Annotated in this window: 10 protein-coding genes; 7 read left to right on the forward strand and 3 right to left on the reverse strand. The window is 72.2% G+C overall.

The window, feature by feature from the left end; translation table 11 throughout:
* Positions 1-20: 20 nt before the first annotated feature.
* The 5 genes from C6W10_RS16920 to C6W10_RS16940 all read left to right on the forward strand — a co-directional run bounded on the left by C6W10_RS16920 (position 21) and on the right by C6W10_RS16940 (position 11,182).
* Positions 21-4,760, forward strand: coding sequence for an Ig-like domain-containing protein (locus tag C6W10_RS16920; RefSeq protein WP_234361814.1), 4,740 nt, complete (start codon positions 21-23; stop codon positions 4,758-4,760).
* Positions 4,761-4,825: 65 nt separating this feature from the next.
* Positions 4,826-8,002 carry a family 43 glycosylhydrolase gene (locus C6W10_RS16925; RefSeq protein WP_369938549.1) on the forward strand — a complete coding sequence of 1,059 codons (3,177 nt, stop codon included), beginning with the start codon at positions 4,826-4,828 and terminating at the stop codon, positions 8,000-8,002.
* 42 nt (positions 8,003-8,044) lie between these two features.
* Positions 8,045-8,668 carry a hypothetical protein gene (locus C6W10_RS16930; RefSeq protein WP_107258910.1) on the forward strand — a complete coding sequence of 208 codons (624 nt, stop codon included), beginning with the start codon at positions 8,045-8,047 and terminating at the stop codon, positions 8,666-8,668.
* A gap of 61 nt (positions 8,669-8,729) precedes the next feature.
* Entirely contained in the window at positions 8,730-9,788 is a 1,059-nt protein-coding gene (locus C6W10_RS37370) for a hypothetical protein (protein WP_159104620.1), read from the forward strand.
* Between the two features lie 170 nt (positions 9,789-9,958).
* A complete protein-coding gene (locus tag C6W10_RS16940; protein WP_159104621.1) occupies positions 9,959-11,182 on the forward strand; it encodes a hypothetical protein in 1,224 nt (407 codons plus the stop codon).
* Positions 11,183-11,235: 53 nt separating this feature from the next.
* Here C6W10_RS16940 and C6W10_RS16945 read toward each other — a convergent pair whose 3' ends face one another.
* From C6W10_RS16945 to C6W10_RS16955, 3 genes are all read right to left on the reverse strand, one after another.
* The gene (locus C6W10_RS16945) at positions 11,236-13,344 is read right to left on the reverse strand and encodes a cellulase family glycosylhydrolase (RefSeq protein WP_369938552.1); all 2,109 of its coding nucleotides are present in this window, start codon (positions 13,342-13,344) and stop codon (positions 11,236-11,238) included.
* A gap of 331 nt (positions 13,345-13,675) precedes the next feature.
* Complete coding sequence (locus tag C6W10_RS16950) at positions 13,676-14,395, reverse strand: fibronectin type III domain-containing protein (protein WP_159104622.1); 720 nt, start codon at positions 14,393-14,395, stop codon at positions 13,676-13,678.
* Between the two features lie 167 nt (positions 14,396-14,562).
* Positions 14,563-14,955 (reverse strand): STAS domain-containing protein, encoded by a 393-nt coding sequence (locus C6W10_RS16955; protein WP_159079423.1) that lies wholly within the window; start codon positions 14,953-14,955, stop codon positions 14,563-14,565.
* A 150-nt stretch (positions 14,956-15,105) separates the two neighbouring features.
* Between C6W10_RS16955 and C6W10_RS16960 the strand changes: the two genes are divergently transcribed.
* Positions 15,106-16,788, forward strand: a complete 1,683-nt coding sequence (locus tag C6W10_RS16960; protein ID WP_234361815.1) for a PP2C family protein-serine/threonine phosphatase — start codon at positions 15,106-15,108, stop codon at positions 16,786-16,788.
* Positions 16,785-17,798 (forward strand): B12-binding domain-containing protein, encoded by a 1,014-nt coding sequence (locus tag C6W10_RS16965; RefSeq protein ID WP_107258914.1) that lies wholly within the window; start codon positions 16,785-16,787, stop codon positions 17,796-17,798. Before C6W10_RS16960 ends, C6W10_RS16965 begins: the two co-directional genes overlap by 4 nt.
* The last annotated feature ends 33 nt before the right edge of the window (positions 17,799-17,831 follow it).

Raw genomic sequence — 17,831 nt, forward strand, 5'->3', positions numbered from 1 at the left:
ACCCCCACCAGGAGGACGAGATGAGCAATAGACGTACCAGGAGGGCGCCCACCTGGGCCGCGCTCGCCGCGCTCGTCGTGGCGGGGGTGGTCGGCCCGCCCTCGCCCGCGCACGCCGCGCCCCCGGTCCTGCCGGGCAACGAGGGCGACGTGGGTGTCTACACCGACGGGCAGCACCACGCGATGGAGATCGGTGACCCCGTCTACACGAACGTCGCGGAGGTGGCCGAGCAGCTCAAGCCGGGCGTGCCGTTCACCGCGTCCAGCATGTACCAGTCGATCTTCGACAGGGATCTCGCGGCCGGCGGCACGGACTACTACCTCGACCGGGTGCTGGGGGTGCGGGGCACGCTCGGCTCGGCGGTGTTGATGACCCGGGGCCGTTCGCTCTACCTGCGCGGTGCCAGCAACAGCAACTTCTCCGTGATGGGCTTCGCCGGCAACACCTTCGTCGGCGGCCCCAACAACCTCGGCAACCTCTACACCGTCACCGTGCCGGGGCAGACGGTCACCGAGGTCGGCGCCGACCGGTTCAACGCGCCCAGCCACGCCAGGGGTCGCTACACGATCGGCAGCACCGGGGTCACCGCCGAGCTGACCAAGTTCATCACCTACGACAACGTCGCGGTCACCGCGATCAACCTCGGCAACCCGGGTGCGGAGGCGGCGACCTTCACCGTCCGCGCCGCGTCGCCGCTGGCCACCCAGGCCGGCGAGGGGGCCGCCGAACTCACCGGCACCCGCACCATCACCAGCGGCGCCAACAACGGCCTCGTCGACACCGCCTGGAACACCGTCCGGGTCGACCTCACCGGCGCCGGCTTCACCCGCAGCGGCAGCAACCTGGACCGGGAGGTCACCGTGCCGGCCGGCGGCACGGTCTCGCTCTCCGTCGTCGGCGCCGTCTCCTCGGCGACCCTGCCGGAGACGGTGCCGAGCTACCGGCGGTACGCCGCGATGCCTGCGGGCGAGGCGGTCCGGACCGGGATCACCGACTTCAACCGGCGCTGGGCGCAGGACGTGCCGTACGTCGACGTCCCCGACCCGGCCCTGGAGAAGGCGATCGTCTATCGGTGGTGGGGCGAGCGCTACAACAGCCTGGACGCGAACGCGCCCGGCCACGTCTACCAGTACCCGACGACGATCGAGGGGGTGAACCTCTACCAGAACTCGGTGGCGCTGACCCAGCCGATGCACCTCCAGGACACCAAGTGGCTGCGTACCCCCTACCTGCCGTACGGGCAGATCCTCAACATCGGTGAACTCTCCGGCTCCTCGGCGTTCCTGGACAGCCCTGGGCACACGAGCTGGAACAACCACTACTCGCAGTACCTCGGCACCGCCGGGCTGGAGGCGTACAACGTGCACGGCGGCGGGGCGGAGATCGCCCGGAAGTTCGCCGGCTACTTCGAGGGCGACGGCGTCGGGCAGCTCGAACACTACGACGGCAACGACGACAAGCTGATCGCCTACGACACCAACTACATGCCGGGCAACGACGCCGACGCGATCTCGTTCGGCTTCCCGAAGGCGAACGCCGGGGCACCCGGGGCGCGGACGATCGAGCGCCCGGAGTCGGCGTACGTCTGGGGTGCCTTCGACGCGGCCAGGCAACTGCACCAGATCGCCGGCAGCGACCAGGCCAAGGTCGACCAGATGGCGGCCAGCGCCAACGAGATCCGGGACGCGATCCTGGCCCGGCTGTGGAGCCCGGACATGCGGATGTTCCTGGCCGGCACGTCGCACGGCGCCACCAGCGCGGCCAGCTCCAACGGCCGGCCGAACCCGCTGCCGGAATCGGCCCGCACGCTGATCCCGGCGAAGGAGTCGAACCTCTACGACGTCTACGCCGAGAACCTGATCCCGTTCGACCAGTGGCAGTCCTACGTCGACGGGTTCCGCTTCCTCACCTACGGCGACAACTTCCCGATCTTCCCGTTCTACACCGCCAACCAGTACGACCGGGCGGCGTACGGGATCGGCGGCTCCAACAACTTCTCGAACATCAACTTCACGGTGCAGTATCGCGGGGTCCGCTCGGCGCTGCGGCACTACGACCCGGAGCAGAAGTACATCACCCCGGAGTACGCCAAGCGGCTGCTGGACTGGATGGCCTGGAGCATCTACCCGAACGCGGACGTGCGGGCGCCGAACCAGGCCGAGTACTACTCCAACTGGAACCCGACGACGAAGACCTACAACCGGAACAACCCCAACCACGTGATGCTCGGCAACATGAGCTACATCTTCGTCGAGGACATGGCGGGGCTCCAGCCGCGCTCCGACGACAAGATCGAGCTGTGGCCGATCAAATTCGGCTACGACCACTTCATGGTCAACAACCTGCGCTACCACGGGCAGGACGTCACCGTCGTCTGGGACCCGGACGGCACGAAGTACGGCCTCGGCGCCGGCTACAGCCTCTTCCTCAACGGCGAGCGGAAGGTCAGCACCGACCGGCTCGGCAAGCTCAGCTACGACCCGAACACCAACCAGGTGCAGGCCGAGCCGGGCGTGACCGTCACCTTCACCGCCGCCACCGGGACCGACTTCCCGAGCGCGGTGGAGACCCCGGTGCAGGACGACCGCGTCGTCGGATATCTCAAGACGGCCGGCATCGACCTCACCGAGGACGCGCCGAACCTGGCGACCGGTGCCGAACTGCGCTCCTCCTACACCCAGCAGGGCGTCCGGCCGACGCCGTGGCGGCAGTTCCACACGCCCGGCTGGAGCAGCACCTCGATGAACCACACACCGGGTGCGATCAAGGAGACCGAGCGGCCGGTCTCGCTGGCCGCGGTGACCGACGGCGTCACCGCGAACGAACCGTACTGGGGCAACTACGGCACCACCGACCGGAACGGCTACGTCGAACTCGACCTCGGGGCGGCGAAGTCCTTCGACAACGTGAAGGTCTTCTTCGTCAGTGACCGGCAGGCCGGCGGCTATCGCGAGCCGGCCCGCTGGTGGATCCAGGTGCCCGACGGCGACGGCGGCTGGCGGGAGGTGCCGGGCCAGTTCAAGAACCCGACCGTACCGTCGGCGAAGTTCAACGAGGCGCTCTTCGAGACCGTGACGACGCAGCGGGTGCGGATCGCCTTCACCAACAACCCGACCTTCTTCACCGCGATCTCCGAGATCCAGGTCTTCGACTCCGGCCGGGACGTGCCGGACGTGGCCAACCAGGCCCCGACGGTCACCGCCGTCCGGGACGGTTCGGCGGACGGGAACCTCTCCACCCGGCTGGTCGGCACCGCCGCCGACGACGGCGTCCCGTACGACAAGGAGCTGCGCTTCGGCTGGGAGACCGTCTCGAAGCCGGCCGGCGCGGGCGTCATCTTCGCCGACCCGTCGGCGACGACGACCCGGGTGACCGGCACGGTCACCGGGGAGTACGTCTTCCGGTTCTTCGCCGACGACGGCGAGAAGCGGTCGGAGGCGACCGTGCCGGTGACCCTCGCCGAGCGGGAGGTGGTGGCGGAGTTCGGTGCCACGGCGGCGATCACCACCAGCGGCACCGCGTCCTGGGAGAACCACCAGCGGGTCAACGAGGCGAGCACGCCGGCCAACTCGAACCCGGGCGCCGGAAACGGCTGGGGCAACTGGAACCTGCCGCAGAACGGCACCAGCCCGGAGCGGGAGGCGTGGCTCGAATACCGCTGGACCTCGCCGGTGCGGCTCTCGTCGACCGACATCTACTGGTACGACGACAACGGCGGGACCCGTCGGCCGACGGCCACCACGTACGCCGTCGAGTCCTCCACCGACGGCACCACCTGGACCCCGGTGACCCTGACCAACGGGTCCGCGTACGCCGACGCGCTCGCCACCAACACCTACAACCACCTCGACTTCACCCCGATCACCACCAGCCGGCTGCGGATCCGGATCTGGGGGGTGCAGGGCAGCGGGGCGGGTACCGGCGTGCTGCGCTGGCGCGCCAACGGCGAGACCGTCGAGTCGGTGCGGTCCCCGGTGCTGATCCGGACCACCGTGGGCCAGGTGCCGACCCTGCCGGCCGAACTCGACGGGATCTACGCCAGCGGTGCCCGGGGCAGGGTCGGGTTCGACTGGCAGGAGATCACCCCGGAGATGGTCGCGGAGACCAACGTCGAGCCGTTCGTGGTCTACGGCACGAACGACGCGTACGGGCTGATCGCCGAGGCCCGGGTCTACGTGCGGCCGGAGACCGCCCCGGGCGGCATCTCGATCCAGGGTGCCGAGACGTTCCAGCAGGACGTCGAGGTCGGCGAGCTGCCGTACCTGCCGGAGCGGGTGGAGGTCTCCTACAACGACGGGTCCCGGGACAACCAGGCGATCGGGGTCGACTGGGACTTCGACGAGAGCGTCGTCGACACCCCCGGCCGGTACACCGTGATCGGCAACCTGGTGCTGCCCGACTACGTCAGCGAGGCGGGTACCACCCGGACCACCCTGACCCTGACCGTGGGCGACCCGGCGGAGGAGCCGGCCTGGGACGTCCGGGTGCAGACCCGCACCCAGTGCATCGGCGGCAACGCCTACGTCTCGGTGAACGCGGTCAACGCCGAGGCGGTGCCGCTGGCGATCGAGCTGGTCACGCCGTACGGGACGCGTACGGTCGCGGCGGTGGCTCCGGGGAAGGCCGCCTACCAGGCGTTCAACGCCCGTACCAGCGCGGTGCCGGCCGGTAGCGCGACGGTGAAGGCCACCGGAACCGTCGACGGCCAGCCGGTGACGGCGCAGCTCGGCACCCCCTACGGCGCACTCGACTGCGGCTGACCCCCGGGGTGGCGGCGCCACACCGGCGCCGCCACCCCGCCCGCGACAGCGAGGAGATCGACACCGTGAACAGCACCGTGCGGCGCGGCGCCGCTGCGGCACCCCACCGGCCGGCGCGCCGGCTTCCCGGCCGGGCCGCCACCGTGCTGGTCGCCGGGCTCCTCGCCGGCGGCCTGGTCGCGGCCGGCACGCCGGCCCGGGCCGCCGAGCCCCCGGACTCCCACACCTTCACCAACACCGTCAACCCGATCCTCGGCGACGGCAGCTACTACTCGGCCGACCCGGCCCCGCTGGTGGTGCCGGCCGGTGCCCCCGGCAACTCCAGCGGCCGGGACGAGCTGTACATCTACACCGGACACGACGAGGCCGGACCCTCCACGAACGACTTCGTCATGAACGAGTGGGGCGCGTTCCGGACCACCGACGTCGAGGCGGGCCGGTGGACCCACTACCCGTCGCTGATGCGACCGGAGCAGGTCTTCGGCTGGGCCACACCGGGCCGGGCGTACGCCGGCCAGGTGGTCCGGGGCGTCGACGGCCGCTACTACTGGTACGTCCCGATCCACGAGCGGGACAGCTCGGCCGCCGACAAGTTCGCCATCGGCGTCGCCGTCTCGACGAGCCCGACCGGCCCGTGGACCGACCACGCGGGCGGCCCGATCATCTCCCAGCGGGTGCCCACGGCGAACACCATCCACAACATCGACCCGACGGTCCTGATCGACGGCCAGGCCCCCGACCAGCGGGTGTACGTCTACTGGGGCTCGTTCGGCCAGCTCCGGACGCTGGAACTCCAGCCGGACATGAAGACCCCGGTCGGCACCCCGCGTGCCGTCACCGGGCTGACCGGCTTCTTCGAGGCGCCCTGGATCTTCCGGCGCGGCGACACCTACTACTTCGCGTACGCCGGGAACAACGCCGGCCCGACCTCGCCGTGCACCCCGGCGAACTACCACGCCTGCATCGGCTACGCGACGGCGTCGTCGCCGGCCGGACCGTGGACCTATCGGGGCACGATCCTCCGGCCGGTCTCCTCGACGACGAGTCACCCGGGCATCGTGGAGTTCGACGGCCGGTGGTATCTGGCATACCACACCGCCGACGCGACCGGCGGCGGCCACTTCCGCCGATCGGTGGCGATCGACCCGCTGGAGTGGGACGACACCCAGAGCCCGCCCCGGATGAGGCCGGTGACGCCGACCCCGGTCCGGGGACGCGACCTGACGCCCCGGGCGAACATCGCCCAGGAGGCGACGGTCGGCGTCTCCAACGAGCCGGTGCCCACCCAGTACTGGGTGAAGGCGCTCAACGACGAGATCGTCCGGTCGAACCCGCTGCCGCCGGACATGTGGGGGACCTGGACCGGCAACAACCCGGCCCAGCAGTGGGTGCAGTACACCTGGGACCAGCCGATGCGGATCGCCGGTTCGCAGATCGACTTCTGGAACGACCAGCCGCAGGGCAGCGGGGTGGGCGTCGCCGCGCCGGCCCGCTGGCGAATCGAGTACTGGGACCTCGACGCCGGGCAGTGGGTCGAGGTGCCGAACCCGAGCGGCTATCCGACCGGCACCCAGGGCTTCCAGCACACCACCTTCGACCCGGTGACCAGCACGCAGCTCCGGGCGACCTTCGACGCCTCGACCAACGGCAGCAGCTACTCGGCGGTGGCGGTCGAGGAGTGGAAGGTCCTCGCCGCGCAGCCGGAGACCGTCACCGCGCCACCGATCACGGTCGAGGTCGGCGAGACGGAGCTGCCCGGCACGCTGCCGGTGTCGTTCGGCGCCGAGACGCTGCGGGTGCCGGTCTTCTGGGACCCGGTCGGCCCGGAGCTGGTCGCCCGGCCCGGCACGTTCGACACCCGGGGCACCGTGCTCGGCTACGCCGCCGGGCGGGTCGCCGCGCGGGTCACCGTCATCTCACCGGACGACACCGAGGGGGACGAGACCGCCCCGACGGTGACGCTCACCCCGAGCGGCAGCGCCGGCACCGCCGGCTGGTACCGCTCGGCGGTGCGGGTCCGGGCCGCCGGGGTCGACGACCGGGGCGGCCGGCTGACCATCGAGTCCCGGGTCGACGACGCCGAGCCGAGCGTCGCCACCGGGGTACGCCAGCTCGACGTCACCGTCGCAGGCGACGGCGAGCACACCGTCACCGCGACCGCGACCGACCGGGCCGGCAACGTCTCCACCCGGGCGAACCTCGCCGTACGCATCGACGCGACGCCGCCGGCCAGCACCGCCACAGTGGACGGAGGCACCCGGCGGGTCACGCTGGGCGCGAGCGACGCCACCTCCGGGGTCGCCCGGATCGAGTACGCCGTCGACACCGGCGCCTGGACCCCATACACCGGCCCGATCGCGGCTCCGGACCCGAACCGGCACACCGTCTCGTTCCGGGCCCTCGACGCGGCCGGAAACCTGGAGACCGCCCGGACCGTCACCATCCCGGCCGACCTCTCCGGCCCGCTCACCGGCAACATCGGCCCGGTCGGCACCCCGACCGCCTCCTACACCGCCGGCTGGAACAGCGTCGCCGCGCTCAACGACGGTGCCGACCCGCCGAACCCGGCCCAGGCACAGCTCTGGGGCACCTGGTCCGGCAGCCGTCCGGCGACCCAGTGGGTCCAGTACGACTGGGCCCGCCCCATCCGGATCACCGGTACCGAGCTGAAGTTCTGGCGGGACGCCGACCAGGGCACCGGGGACGGCGTCGCCGAGCCCGACGGCTGGGTGTTGCAGTACTGGGACGAGTCGACCTCGGCCTGGCGGGACGTCACCGGCGCCTCCGGGTACGGCACCAGCAGCACCGCGTTCAACACCGTCACCTTCGACCCGGTCAGCACGCCCCGGGTCCGGGCCACGATCCGGGCCAACGGCAACGGCAGCACCTACTCGGCGGTCGCGATCACCGAGTGGCGGGTGAACGCCGACGACCCGGGCGTACGGCCCGAGCTGCCGGCCACCGTCACCGCCGTGCCGCGCTGCCTCGCCGGCCGGGCGTACCTCGCCGTGCAGGCCCGCAACGACCACGACGCACCGGTCCGGATCGTGCTGGAGACCGCGTACGGCGAGCGCTCCGTGCCGGCGGTCGCGCCCGGGGGCAACGCCTACCAGTCGTTCGCCACCCGGGCGGCCTCGGTGCCGGCGGGCCGGGTGACGGTGCGGGTCACCGGGACGGTGCACGGCGAAGAGGTGACCACCGTGCACTCCGCCGGACACCCCGCCGTCGGCTGCACCGACTGATCTCCGCCATCCCCACCAACCACGAAGACAACGGAGAATCGAATGAGGACATCGGATCGCGGTCGGCTGGTCGCGGCCGGAGTGGTACTGGCCGGCACCATGGCGTTGCCGGCACCGGCGGCGGCCGAGCCGGGCGACAGCGCCGACGTCGAGGTGACGGTCGAGATCGAACCGATCGAGGAACCGGGGGTACTCGCCCTGTCGATCGCCGCCGACTCGGTCGCGCTCGCCGAGGACGGCTCGACCCTGCTGGTCCGGCAGTTCGTCGGTACCCTGCCGACGGTGACGGTCTCCGACACCCGTACCCCGGCGGAGGTGCCCGAGGGCGCCGCCTGGGCGGTACTCGGCAGCGCCACCGACTTCGTCGGCAGCGCCGGCCAGGCACCGATCGGCGCCGACCACCTCGGCTGGAAGCCGCGGCTGCTCGACGGCGGCGACACCGGCCAGGTGAGCGAGGGCGAGGAGGTGGTGACCGTCCTCGACGAGCCGACCCAGCCGGGCAACAACGTCGGCCTGGTCGACCAGGAGCTGCTGGTCTCCACCTTCGACTCCGGTGCGGTCGCCGGTGACTCGTACTCGGTCGACGCGGACCTCTACCTGCGTACCCCGGTGGATGTCCCGGCCGGCGAGTACGCCTCGACGTTGACGCTGTCCCTGTTCGAGTGAGGCGCGGTGGGGGCCGCGTCCCGGCGGCTCCCACCACATCCCCGCGGTGGAGGATCCCGTGATGGTCCGTGCGTTGCCTCGGCTGCTCGCCGTACTGGCCGTGCTGCTCGGCACCGTGCCGTTCGCCCCCGCCGCCGGGGCGGAGCCGGGCGGGCCGGCGCTCACCTGGGCGGTGCAGCCCGCCGACCGGCACGGTCCGGACGGCCGGCGGTGGATCGAGCACACGCTCGACCCCGGCGAGGTGCTGACCGAGCACCTGGCGGTACGGAACTTCAGCGACGCCGCCGTGGTCTTCTCGCTGAAGGCGGCCGACGGCTACCTCACCGACCGGGGGCGCTTCAACATGCTCCCCTCCGACCGCCCCTCGGTCGACGGCGGCACCTGGATCGGCGTACAGCCGCAGGTGAGGGTCGGGGCCGGGGCGACGAAGGTGGTGCCGTTCACCGTCACCGTGCCGCGCGACGCCACGCCCGGCGACCATCCGGCCGGGATCGCGGCGACGGTCACCAGCGCCGGGGGCACGGTGGCGGTGGAGAGCCGGGTCGGGTTCCGGGTGATGACCCGGGTCAGCGGCACGATCGCGGCGAGCCTGGCGGTCGACGGCCTCACCGTCGGCTACCGGTACTCCTGGAATCCCTTCGCGGCCGGGACCGTCCTGGTCAGGTACACCGGCACGAACGACGGCAACGTCGCGGTGACCGGCACCGGCACGGTGGCCACCGCCGGACTGTTCGGCCTGGGCGAGCGGGCTGCCCGGGCCGATGCCGGCGAGCTGCTGCCCGGCGGCGGCCGGGAGGTCGAGGTCCGGGTCGGCAAAGTCTGGGCGCTCGGACCACTGCGCACGAGCGTCCGGCTGACCCCGGCCGTGCTCGGCGGCGACCCGGCCGGTGCCGAGATCCGGCCCGGCTCGGCGACCGTGACGGCCTGGGCCCTGCCCTGGCCGCAACTGGCCCTCGCCGCCCTCCTCGCGGCCGTGCTCCTCACCTCCCGGACCCTGCTCCGGCGGCGTCGGCGGCGGCTGGCGGAGCTGCTCGACCGCGCCCGGGCGGAGGGCCGGGCATCCGCCCTGGTCGGCGGCTCCGGCGCGGCGACCGGAAAGGGTGCCTCGGCCGCCGGCTGACCGCCGCCGCCTGCACGTCAGCCGGCGAGCCCGGAGCCCGGCATCGGGGCCAGCGCTGTCCAACCCTGTCCAACGCTGTCCAGCCGGACCCCTCGGCGGGTGGTCCGCGGCCCTACCGTGACCGATCGAGGTTGCCGCATGTGCCGCACCCAGTCAGGGAGGATCCGACGATGACATCGAGAGCCGGGATGGCAGTGGTCGCCGCGGTGGTGCTCGGGTTGGTCTCGACGTCCGGGCAACCGGTGCCGGCCTTCGCCCTGCCCGGCACCGCTTCGGCGGAGCCGGTCGGGCCGACCCGGCAGACCGAGGCCCAGGCGCTGGCGGCCGACCTGGCGACGCTGGCGAAGGAACAGGGCTGGACGCTGGCCCAGGCGCGCGCCCGGCACGAGCTGGCCGAGCGGGTACGCCCACTGCACCGGGCGCTCGCGGCGCGGCTGCCCGACACGTACGTCGGTGCGGTCCTCTCCGACACCCCGGGGGAGGCGCCCACGTTCCTGGTCAAGGGCGCGGCGCCGGAGTTCGTCCGTACGATGGTGGCCGCCTCCGGAGTCCCGATCCGGATCGTGGACGGCCAGCCGTACTCGGCCGGGGAGTTGGCCGACCGGTCCAGGGCGGTGCACCGGCACCTCAAGGCGATGGGGTACACCTCGATCACCACGGCCGCCGACATCACCGCCGGGCAGGTGCGGGCGACGGTCACCGCCGAGCCGGGCAACGCGTTGCGGGCCGCCACGGTCGCCACGGCGCTGCCCGCCGCACTGCGGACCGGGCTCGACCTCGACGTCGTCGAGGGCCCGGCCAACATCCGGCACACCAGCCTGTTCGGCGGGATGCCCACCACCCGGCCCGGTGCGGGACTGCTCTGCACCACCGGATTCTCGGTGAGTCCCGGCGGATTCGTCGGCGTGACGACCGCCGCGCACTGCAACAACAGCCAGGCCGCGCACAACGGCGCCCGCCACCCGCTCGATCTCTTCGACGAGCATCTCGGAGACTTCGGCGACGTCGAATGGTCGACGACCTCCGGGGTACCCGTGACCGACGACTTCGTCGCCGGCTCGACCGAGATTCGGAACGTGACCGGCGTCCGGGCCCTGGCCGACATGATGATCGGGGACCAGGCGTGCGTCTTCGGCCAGAGCACCGGCCTGCGCCGCTGTTCGTTCATCGCCGACCTGGACGTCTCGATCACCGATCAGCGGGGCACCTCGCACCGGCAGGTGGCGGTACGGGACAACATCACCCAGGTCGGTGACAGCGGTGGCCCCTGGTTCGTCGGCACGGTCGCCTACGGCACGCACGTGGGCAACGCCCAGGTGAACCGGGCGACGGTCTCCGCCTTCAGCGTCGCCGATCTCTTCGACGAGGCCCTCGGCGTGCGGGTGATGCGGTAGGGGGCAGTGCGAACCGGGGTGCCGGGGCCGGAGCCCCGGCACCCCGGCGCGGTTCACGACGTCGTACCGGTGACGTTCCCGCCGGACTCGGTGACGTAGTAGGTGACGGTGGTGCCGCTCCAGAAGTGGAAGGTGAGGGTGACCCGCTGCCCGTCGTTCACCTCGGCGAAGAACTCGGGCTTCAGCGTGATGGAGTTCGCGCTGTAGTTCGGGGCGAAGGCGACGTCGAACTCCTTGAACGAGGTCCAGTTGTGCGGGCCCGCGTTGCTGCCGTCGGCGTACTTCGCCTCCATGGTGGCGAGTTGGTCACCCCGGAACTGGGTGGGTATCGCGAACGAGGCGGCCGGTCCGGTCGCGTTCGTCAGCACCGGCGGGTCGTACGTGATGATGCTGATCCGCCACGGCACGCCCTGGGAGAACCGCGCCTGGATGTTCGCGTTGACGCCGTACGCCCGGGAGCCGACCAGCCGGGTGACGGCGGCGGCGGTGAGCGTGAGGGTGTTGCCGGAGACCGTGTAGTCGGTGCCGTTGACCAGGTCGGTGTTGCCCTGGCGCAGGCCGGCGAAGGTGGTGCCGTTCAGGTTCAGCGTCAGGCTCTTGCTGGTGATCGCGCCGGTCTTCGGCACGTACACCTGGTCGCTGGACGCGGTGCCGGAGCGGGTGGTCCAGCTCGACCTGATCTGCGCGAAGAGTTCCGGGTCGCTCCACTGGAACGAGGTACGGCCGAAGTGCTGCCCGTTGTCCCACAGCTGGGTGGTGATCCGGCGGTTGCGGGCGTAGTAGCCGAGGTACTCGAAGAACTTCAGTTTCTCGCCCTGCTCGACCGTGCCGGTGTGCCGGTCGAAGCCGAGCAGCCCGTACTCGCCGATGATGACCGGGATGTTGCGGGCGACGAAGGCGTTGTAGACGCGGTCGAAGACGCCGGTCAGATCCTGCTGCACGGTGGCGTCGAAGCGGGTCCCACCGGCGACGTTCACGCTGAACGGCCAGTACCCGTAGAAGTGGACGGTGGCGATCAGGTTGGGGTCGTTCAGCGTGTTGAAGGTGCTGACCAGCTCGTCGACCCGGGGCTGGTCGGCCGAGGTGTGCAGGGTGGGCAGCACCAGCAGCCGGGTGGCGTTGCCGCCGCCGGACTGCCGGACGATGCGGTGGAACGACGTGTTCAGCTCGTGCAGCAGGGTCGCGTTCTGGGCGTCGCCGGAGCTGCCGGTGAACTGCGGCTCGTTGACGCTCTCGAAGGTCAGCCGGGGTGAGGCGTCCCGGAACGCGGCGGCGATCTGGGTCCAGAGCGCGTTGTAGCGGTTGAGGACGTTCGTACGGTCGGTCGGCATCGTGTTGATCCACTGCCACGAGTCGTGGTGGATGTTGATCATCACGTAGAAGCCGTCGGCGAGCGCCCAGTTGACCACCTCGCGTACCCGGTTGAGCCAGGCCGCGTCGATCGTGTAACTCGGCGCCGCGCCGTGGTGGTTGCTCCAGGTGACCGGGATCCGGATGCTGTTGAATCCCTGCGCCCGGATGTTGTCCAGCAGCGCCTCCGTCACCCGGGGGTTGCCCCAGGCGGTCTCGTCGGCGCCGACCGCGTCGAACGAGTTGCCGAGGTTCCAGCCCGGCTGCATCGCGGCGACCGCCGCCATCGCGTTGCCGGCCGGGGGCGGGGTGGTCGGCGGCCGGGTCGTCGGCGGCGCGCTGGTCGGCGGCCGGGTGCTCGGCTGGCCCGTCGGCCCGCCGACCTCGCCGGTGCAGGCGACACCGTTGAGCGCGAACGACGTCGGCACGGTGTTCGTACCGGTCCAGGAGCCGTTGAAGCCGAACGACACCGTCGCGTTGGTCGCGATCGTGCCGTTGTGGCTGACGTTGGTCGCGGTCACCTGGCTGCCCGAGGAGGTGACGCTCGCGTTCCACGCCTGGGTGACCCGCTGACCGGACGGGAACGTCCAGACCAGGCTCCAGCCGCTGACCGGGTCACCGAGGTTGGTGATGCCGACGTTGGCGGTGAAGCCGCCCGACCACTGCGCCGAGGTCGAGTACGCCACCCGGCAGCCCGCGGCCGCCTGGGCGCTGACCGCCACCGTCACCCCCGAGACCAGCAGTACGGCGGCGCTCGCCGCGACCAGACCGACCCGCCATCGGGCTCTTCGCACCGTGCTCTGCAGACTCACAATGGGACTCCTTGCCTGGGTTCCGGCGCCGGAAGGTGATGGGGCACGCCGCAGGGGAGGGCGTCGCGGTGCCCCCGGAGAGCCGAGATTAAGTTTGGTTACCAAACTTTGTCAATCGGCGTCCGGCTATGCCTCGATCACCCGGCCCGGGTGCGTCGGCACCTCCCGCTCGCGGGGCGTCGGCGTCGCCAACTGGGCGACCCGGCGCTGCCCGGCAACCGGGAAGACCGCTGGCCGCCGGCGCCCGCTCCCGGCTCCGGCCGCAGATCACCCGCCCACCGGCGAAAGGTGGACCCGGCGGCAGCGTCGACCGGTCGCGGATGCCGGCGGGTTACGGCGCCGGAGTCGTCGGCGGGGTCGGCGGCGGTGGGTCGACGGCGATCCCGATCCGCGCCGGGGCGGAGTGGTTGCCCGAGCTGTCGAAGGCCCGCACCTCGAACAGGTACTCGCCGAACCCGCGCGAGACGCCGTAGGCGAAGGTGTCGCCGACCAGGGTGGTCGCGGTGGCGGTGCCGGTCTGCCGCACCTGGTAACCCGCGATGAAGGCGTTGTCCCGGGAGGGGTCCCAGCTGAGCCGGTAGTAGCCGTCGCGCGGGCCGGTGAGCCGCAGGTTGGCCGGGGCGTCCGGGGGAACGCTGTCCGGCAGCGAGCCCAGCTTGATGATGGCGAACGGCGACGAGTTGCCGGCGGCGTCGAGCGCCCGGATGCCGAAGGTGAAGAGCATCGGCGGCGGGACCGGCATGCTGAGGCTGGTCCCGGTGGTGGTGGCGAACCTTCTGCCGTTGGAGAAGAGCTCGTAGCCGGTGACGCCCCGGTCGTCGGAGGAGGCGTCCCAGAGCAGCGTCAGCGTGTAGCCCTCGAACAGCGTCCGGGGGTTGGCCGGGACGAGCGGCGGACTGACGTCCGGCCCGCTGCCCTGCCCCGGGGTGCCCGCCCCGGCCGACCCGCCCGACTGGGCGGCGACGGGCAGCGGCACTGCCGTCGCGCCGCCGAGGATCAGGGCCGCGGAAAGGGCCGCCGTCATTGCCCGGTGGCGCGTCGGGACCGTCATGGTGATCAGATTAATCACCTTCGATGTGACTGGGCAATCGTCCGGCGCCGCTCCCGCCGTACCTGCCGAATCCGGCGTATCTGGTCCGGGTGGCCGTCTTTGGGCGAACCGGCCCGGGAAGCCGACATCGGGGGTGCATCGCGGCGGTGTCGACCGGCGGGCGGTGCTCAGGCGGTGGCCGCCTCCGCCGAGGGCCCCGGGCTTTCCGTCGCGCGGTCCAGCAGTTCGGTGAGGCCGGTGATCTCCAGGGTCGCCGAGAGGAACGGCGGGATCGGGCGTACCGTGACCGGAATGCCCGACTCGCGGCCGCGACTCCAGGCGTACACCAGGACGGCCAGGCCGGTGCTGTCGACGAAGGTCAGCCGTTCGAGGTCGACGGTCAGCGCACGCGGCGCGGAGTCCAGCGCGGAGGCCAGTGCCGTCCGCAGCAGCTCGGCGCAGGGGAAGTCGAGGTCGCCGCTGACCGTGACGACGGTGTGCTCGCCCTGGCGGACGTCGATGGTCAGCGGTATCGGTGTCGGTATCGCCTGATCCAACCGGTCACCTCCGAGCTCTTCCACGCCGTTCAACTCTAGGGCACCGGCACCCGTGCTGCCCGACGGGACGACAGCGGCGATCGCCGAGGTCAGGGCCGCCGTCGCCGATACATGCCGGGTGACAAGTAACCGCGTAGGGTGGGGCGCAGGCATGAGGACAGGAGTACGACTCGCGTGAACACCGCCAATCTCGCCGGCTGGGAGTCGGGCCGTCGCCCGGTTCCCAGGGTGGCGTCGAACGGCGCGAGTACGGTCGAGTCGTCGACACCTTCCGTGGTCATCTCACCAACACTTGGTGACGAGGTCGTCGACAACTTCCGCGAGGGTGTGGTGGTGTGCGACTCCTCCGGAACCGTCCTCGGGTTCAGCCAGCCCGCCGGTCACCTGCTGCCCGGACTTGCCGTCGGCCGGACCATCGCCGGCTCCGGCGTGCCTGCGCTCGTCCCGGGCGAACTGACCCTGGCCGACCGCCGGGTGCGGTGCCGCCAGGTGAACCTGAGCATCGGCGGCGTGGCCAGCACCGTCTGGTACGTCGAGGACGTGACCGACGCGATCGCCCGCTCCGACGCGCTGCTCGCCGAACGGGGGCGGGCGCGGTTTCTGGAGACCGCGAGCCAACTGCTGGGCAACCCGCTGCACGAGGACCGGACGGCCCGGGCCGCCGCCCGGCTCGCCGTACCCAGGCTCGGCGACGTCGCCGTGATCGTGCTGATGCCGCGTCGCGGCCGGGTCCGGTGGTGGCGGGCGTCGCTGGACGACGGCGAACGGCACGTGGTCGACGGCGGCCTGCTGACCGCCGACCAGGTACCGCCGGCGGTGGTCGAGGCGTGGCAGGGCGGCGAGCCGTCCGAGGTCGACTGGCTGGCCGACCAGTGCGCCGACGTCGGCTGGCTCGACGGCCGCGACGCCGCCTCGGTCTCGGTACTGGTGGTCCCGCTGCCGGGCCGGGCCGCGCCGACCGGCGCACTGCTGGTGGTACGCGAGGGCGGCGAACTCGACGGGGACGACCTGGAGCTGCTGCGCGGCTACGCGGCGCGGGCCGGTGGGGCGCTCGACGCGGCGGTGCTCTACCGCGACCAGGCCGAGGTCGCCGACACCCTCCAGGCCAGCCTCGCGCCGACGGACCCGCCGCCCGTCCCGGGCGTGCAGTGGGGCGCCGCCTACCGGCCCGCGCAGAGTTCGCTGCGGATCGGCGGAGACTTCTACGGCGCGCACGCGCAGCCCGACGGCAGCACGCTCTTCTTCCTGGGTGACGTCTCCGGCAAGGGGGTCGACGCGGCGGTGTTCACCGGCCAGATCCGGCAGGGCATCCAGGCGCTGCGCCGCATCGAGTCCGATCCCGCTCGGCTGATCTCGCTGCTCAACGGCTCGCTGCTGGAGACCACCCGGGCGCACGGGCACGGCCGCTTCGCCACCATGGTGCTCGGCCGGGCGCATCCGGCACCGTCCGGCGGGCTGTCGCTGACGCTGGCCAGCGGCGGACACCTGCCGCCGCTGGTGCTGCGCGCCGACGGCGGGGTCGAGTCGGTCGAGCTGCGCGGCATGCTCGTCGGAGTGGTGCCCGACCCCCGGATCGCCTCGGTCACCGTGCAACTCGGCCAGGGCGAGACGTGCCTGTTGTTCAGCGACGGCGTGACCGAGGCGCGCGGCGGGATCCGCGGCGAGCAGTTCGGCACCACCCGACTGGTCGAGGCGCTGCAAGGCTGTGCCCGCATGCCGGCGCCCGCGCTCGCCGAGCGGGTCGAGCAGGTCTGCGGCGACTGGCTCGGCGGGCGCGACCACGACGACATCGCCGTCTTCGCGATCCGGGCCGTACCGCCCGGCGCGGCGGCGCGGCACCTGCGGGTGGTCTCGTGACCGCCGTGCTGAGCGGGGCGGTGCAGGAGGCCTATCCCGACTATCTGCGCCGGCTGGACGAGGCCGACGAGAGCGGGGCGATCGACCTGGCGCTGGAGCTGCTGGAGCGCGGCGTCCCCCCGGAGGACGTACTCCTTTCCCTGGTCGCACCGGCGCAGGCGCAGGTCGGCGAGTGGTGGCAGCGCAACGAGTGGAGCGTGGCCCAGGAACACGCCGCGACCCACGTCAGCGAGCGGGTGGTCGCGGCGGTCGCCTCCGCCGTACGCCCACGGCCGTACCGGGACCGGGTGGTGGTCGCCTGCATGGACGGCGAGTGGCATGCGCTGCCGGCCCGGCTCGTCGCCGAGGTGCTCCGGCTGGACGGCTGGGACGTGACCTTCCTCGGCGCGAGCGTGCCGGCCGCGCATCTCGTCTCCTACCTGCACCGACACGATCCCCGGGCGGTGGCGCTCGGCTGCTCGCTGCCGATGCGGCTGCCGCACGCGGCCCGGTTCGTCGAGGCGTGCCGGCGTAGCGACGTGCCGGTGCTGGTCGGCGGCCGGGGGTTCGGGCCGGACGGCCGGTGGGCGGCGCGGCTCGGCGTACCGTGGGTCCCGGACGCCCGGGCCGCCTCCACGGCGTTGACCGGGATGTCCCTGCCGGCCTGGCACACGTCCGCCGCCGTCGACGTGGACGACGCCGAGTACGCCGGCCTGGTCGCCGCCCGGGTCGAGCTGATCGACCTCTGCGTGGCCCGGATCCCCGACGTCGCGCGGTACACCCCGGCGCAGCTCGACGCCACCGTCGCCGATCTCGGTCACATCGTCGACACGCTCGCCGCCGCGGTCTACGTGGACGACGGCACCCTCTTCGCCGACTTCGCCGTCTGGCTCGGTGAGGTGCTCGCCAGTCGGAAGGTGCCGCTGCGTACCGTGGACAACGCCTTCGACCTGATGGCGGAGCGGCTGCGTGACTTCCCGCGCGCCCTGCACTTCCTGCGTTCCACCCGACTGACCCCGGGCGGCTCCTGACCCGGGCGGGCAGCCGGTCGACGCCGGAGTCGG

This window comes from Plantactinospora sp. BB1 (genome assembly GCF_003030385.1).
Taxonomy (GTDB): Bacteria; Actinomycetota; Actinomycetes; order Mycobacteriales; family Micromonosporaceae; genus Plantactinospora.

Coding starts and splice junctions, on each gene's coding strand:
- C6W10_RS16930 (WP_107258910.1), top strand. CDS start 8,045: ATGAGGACATCGGATCGCGGTCGGCTGGTCGCGGCCGGAGTGGTACTG.
- C6W10_RS16920 (WP_234361814.1), top strand. CDS start 21: ATGAGCAATAGACGTACCAGGAGGGCGCCCACCTGGGCCGCGCTCGCC.
- C6W10_RS16950 (WP_159104622.1), bottom strand. CDS start 14,395: ATGACGGTCCCGACGCGCCACCGGGCAATGACGGCGGCCCTTTCCGCG.
- C6W10_RS16940 (WP_159104621.1), top strand. CDS start 9,959: ATGACATCGAGAGCCGGGATGGCAGTGGTCGCCGCGGTGGTGCTCGGG.
- C6W10_RS37370 (WP_159104620.1), top strand. CDS start 8,730: ATGGTCCGTGCGTTGCCTCGGCTGCTCGCCGTACTGGCCGTGCTGCTC.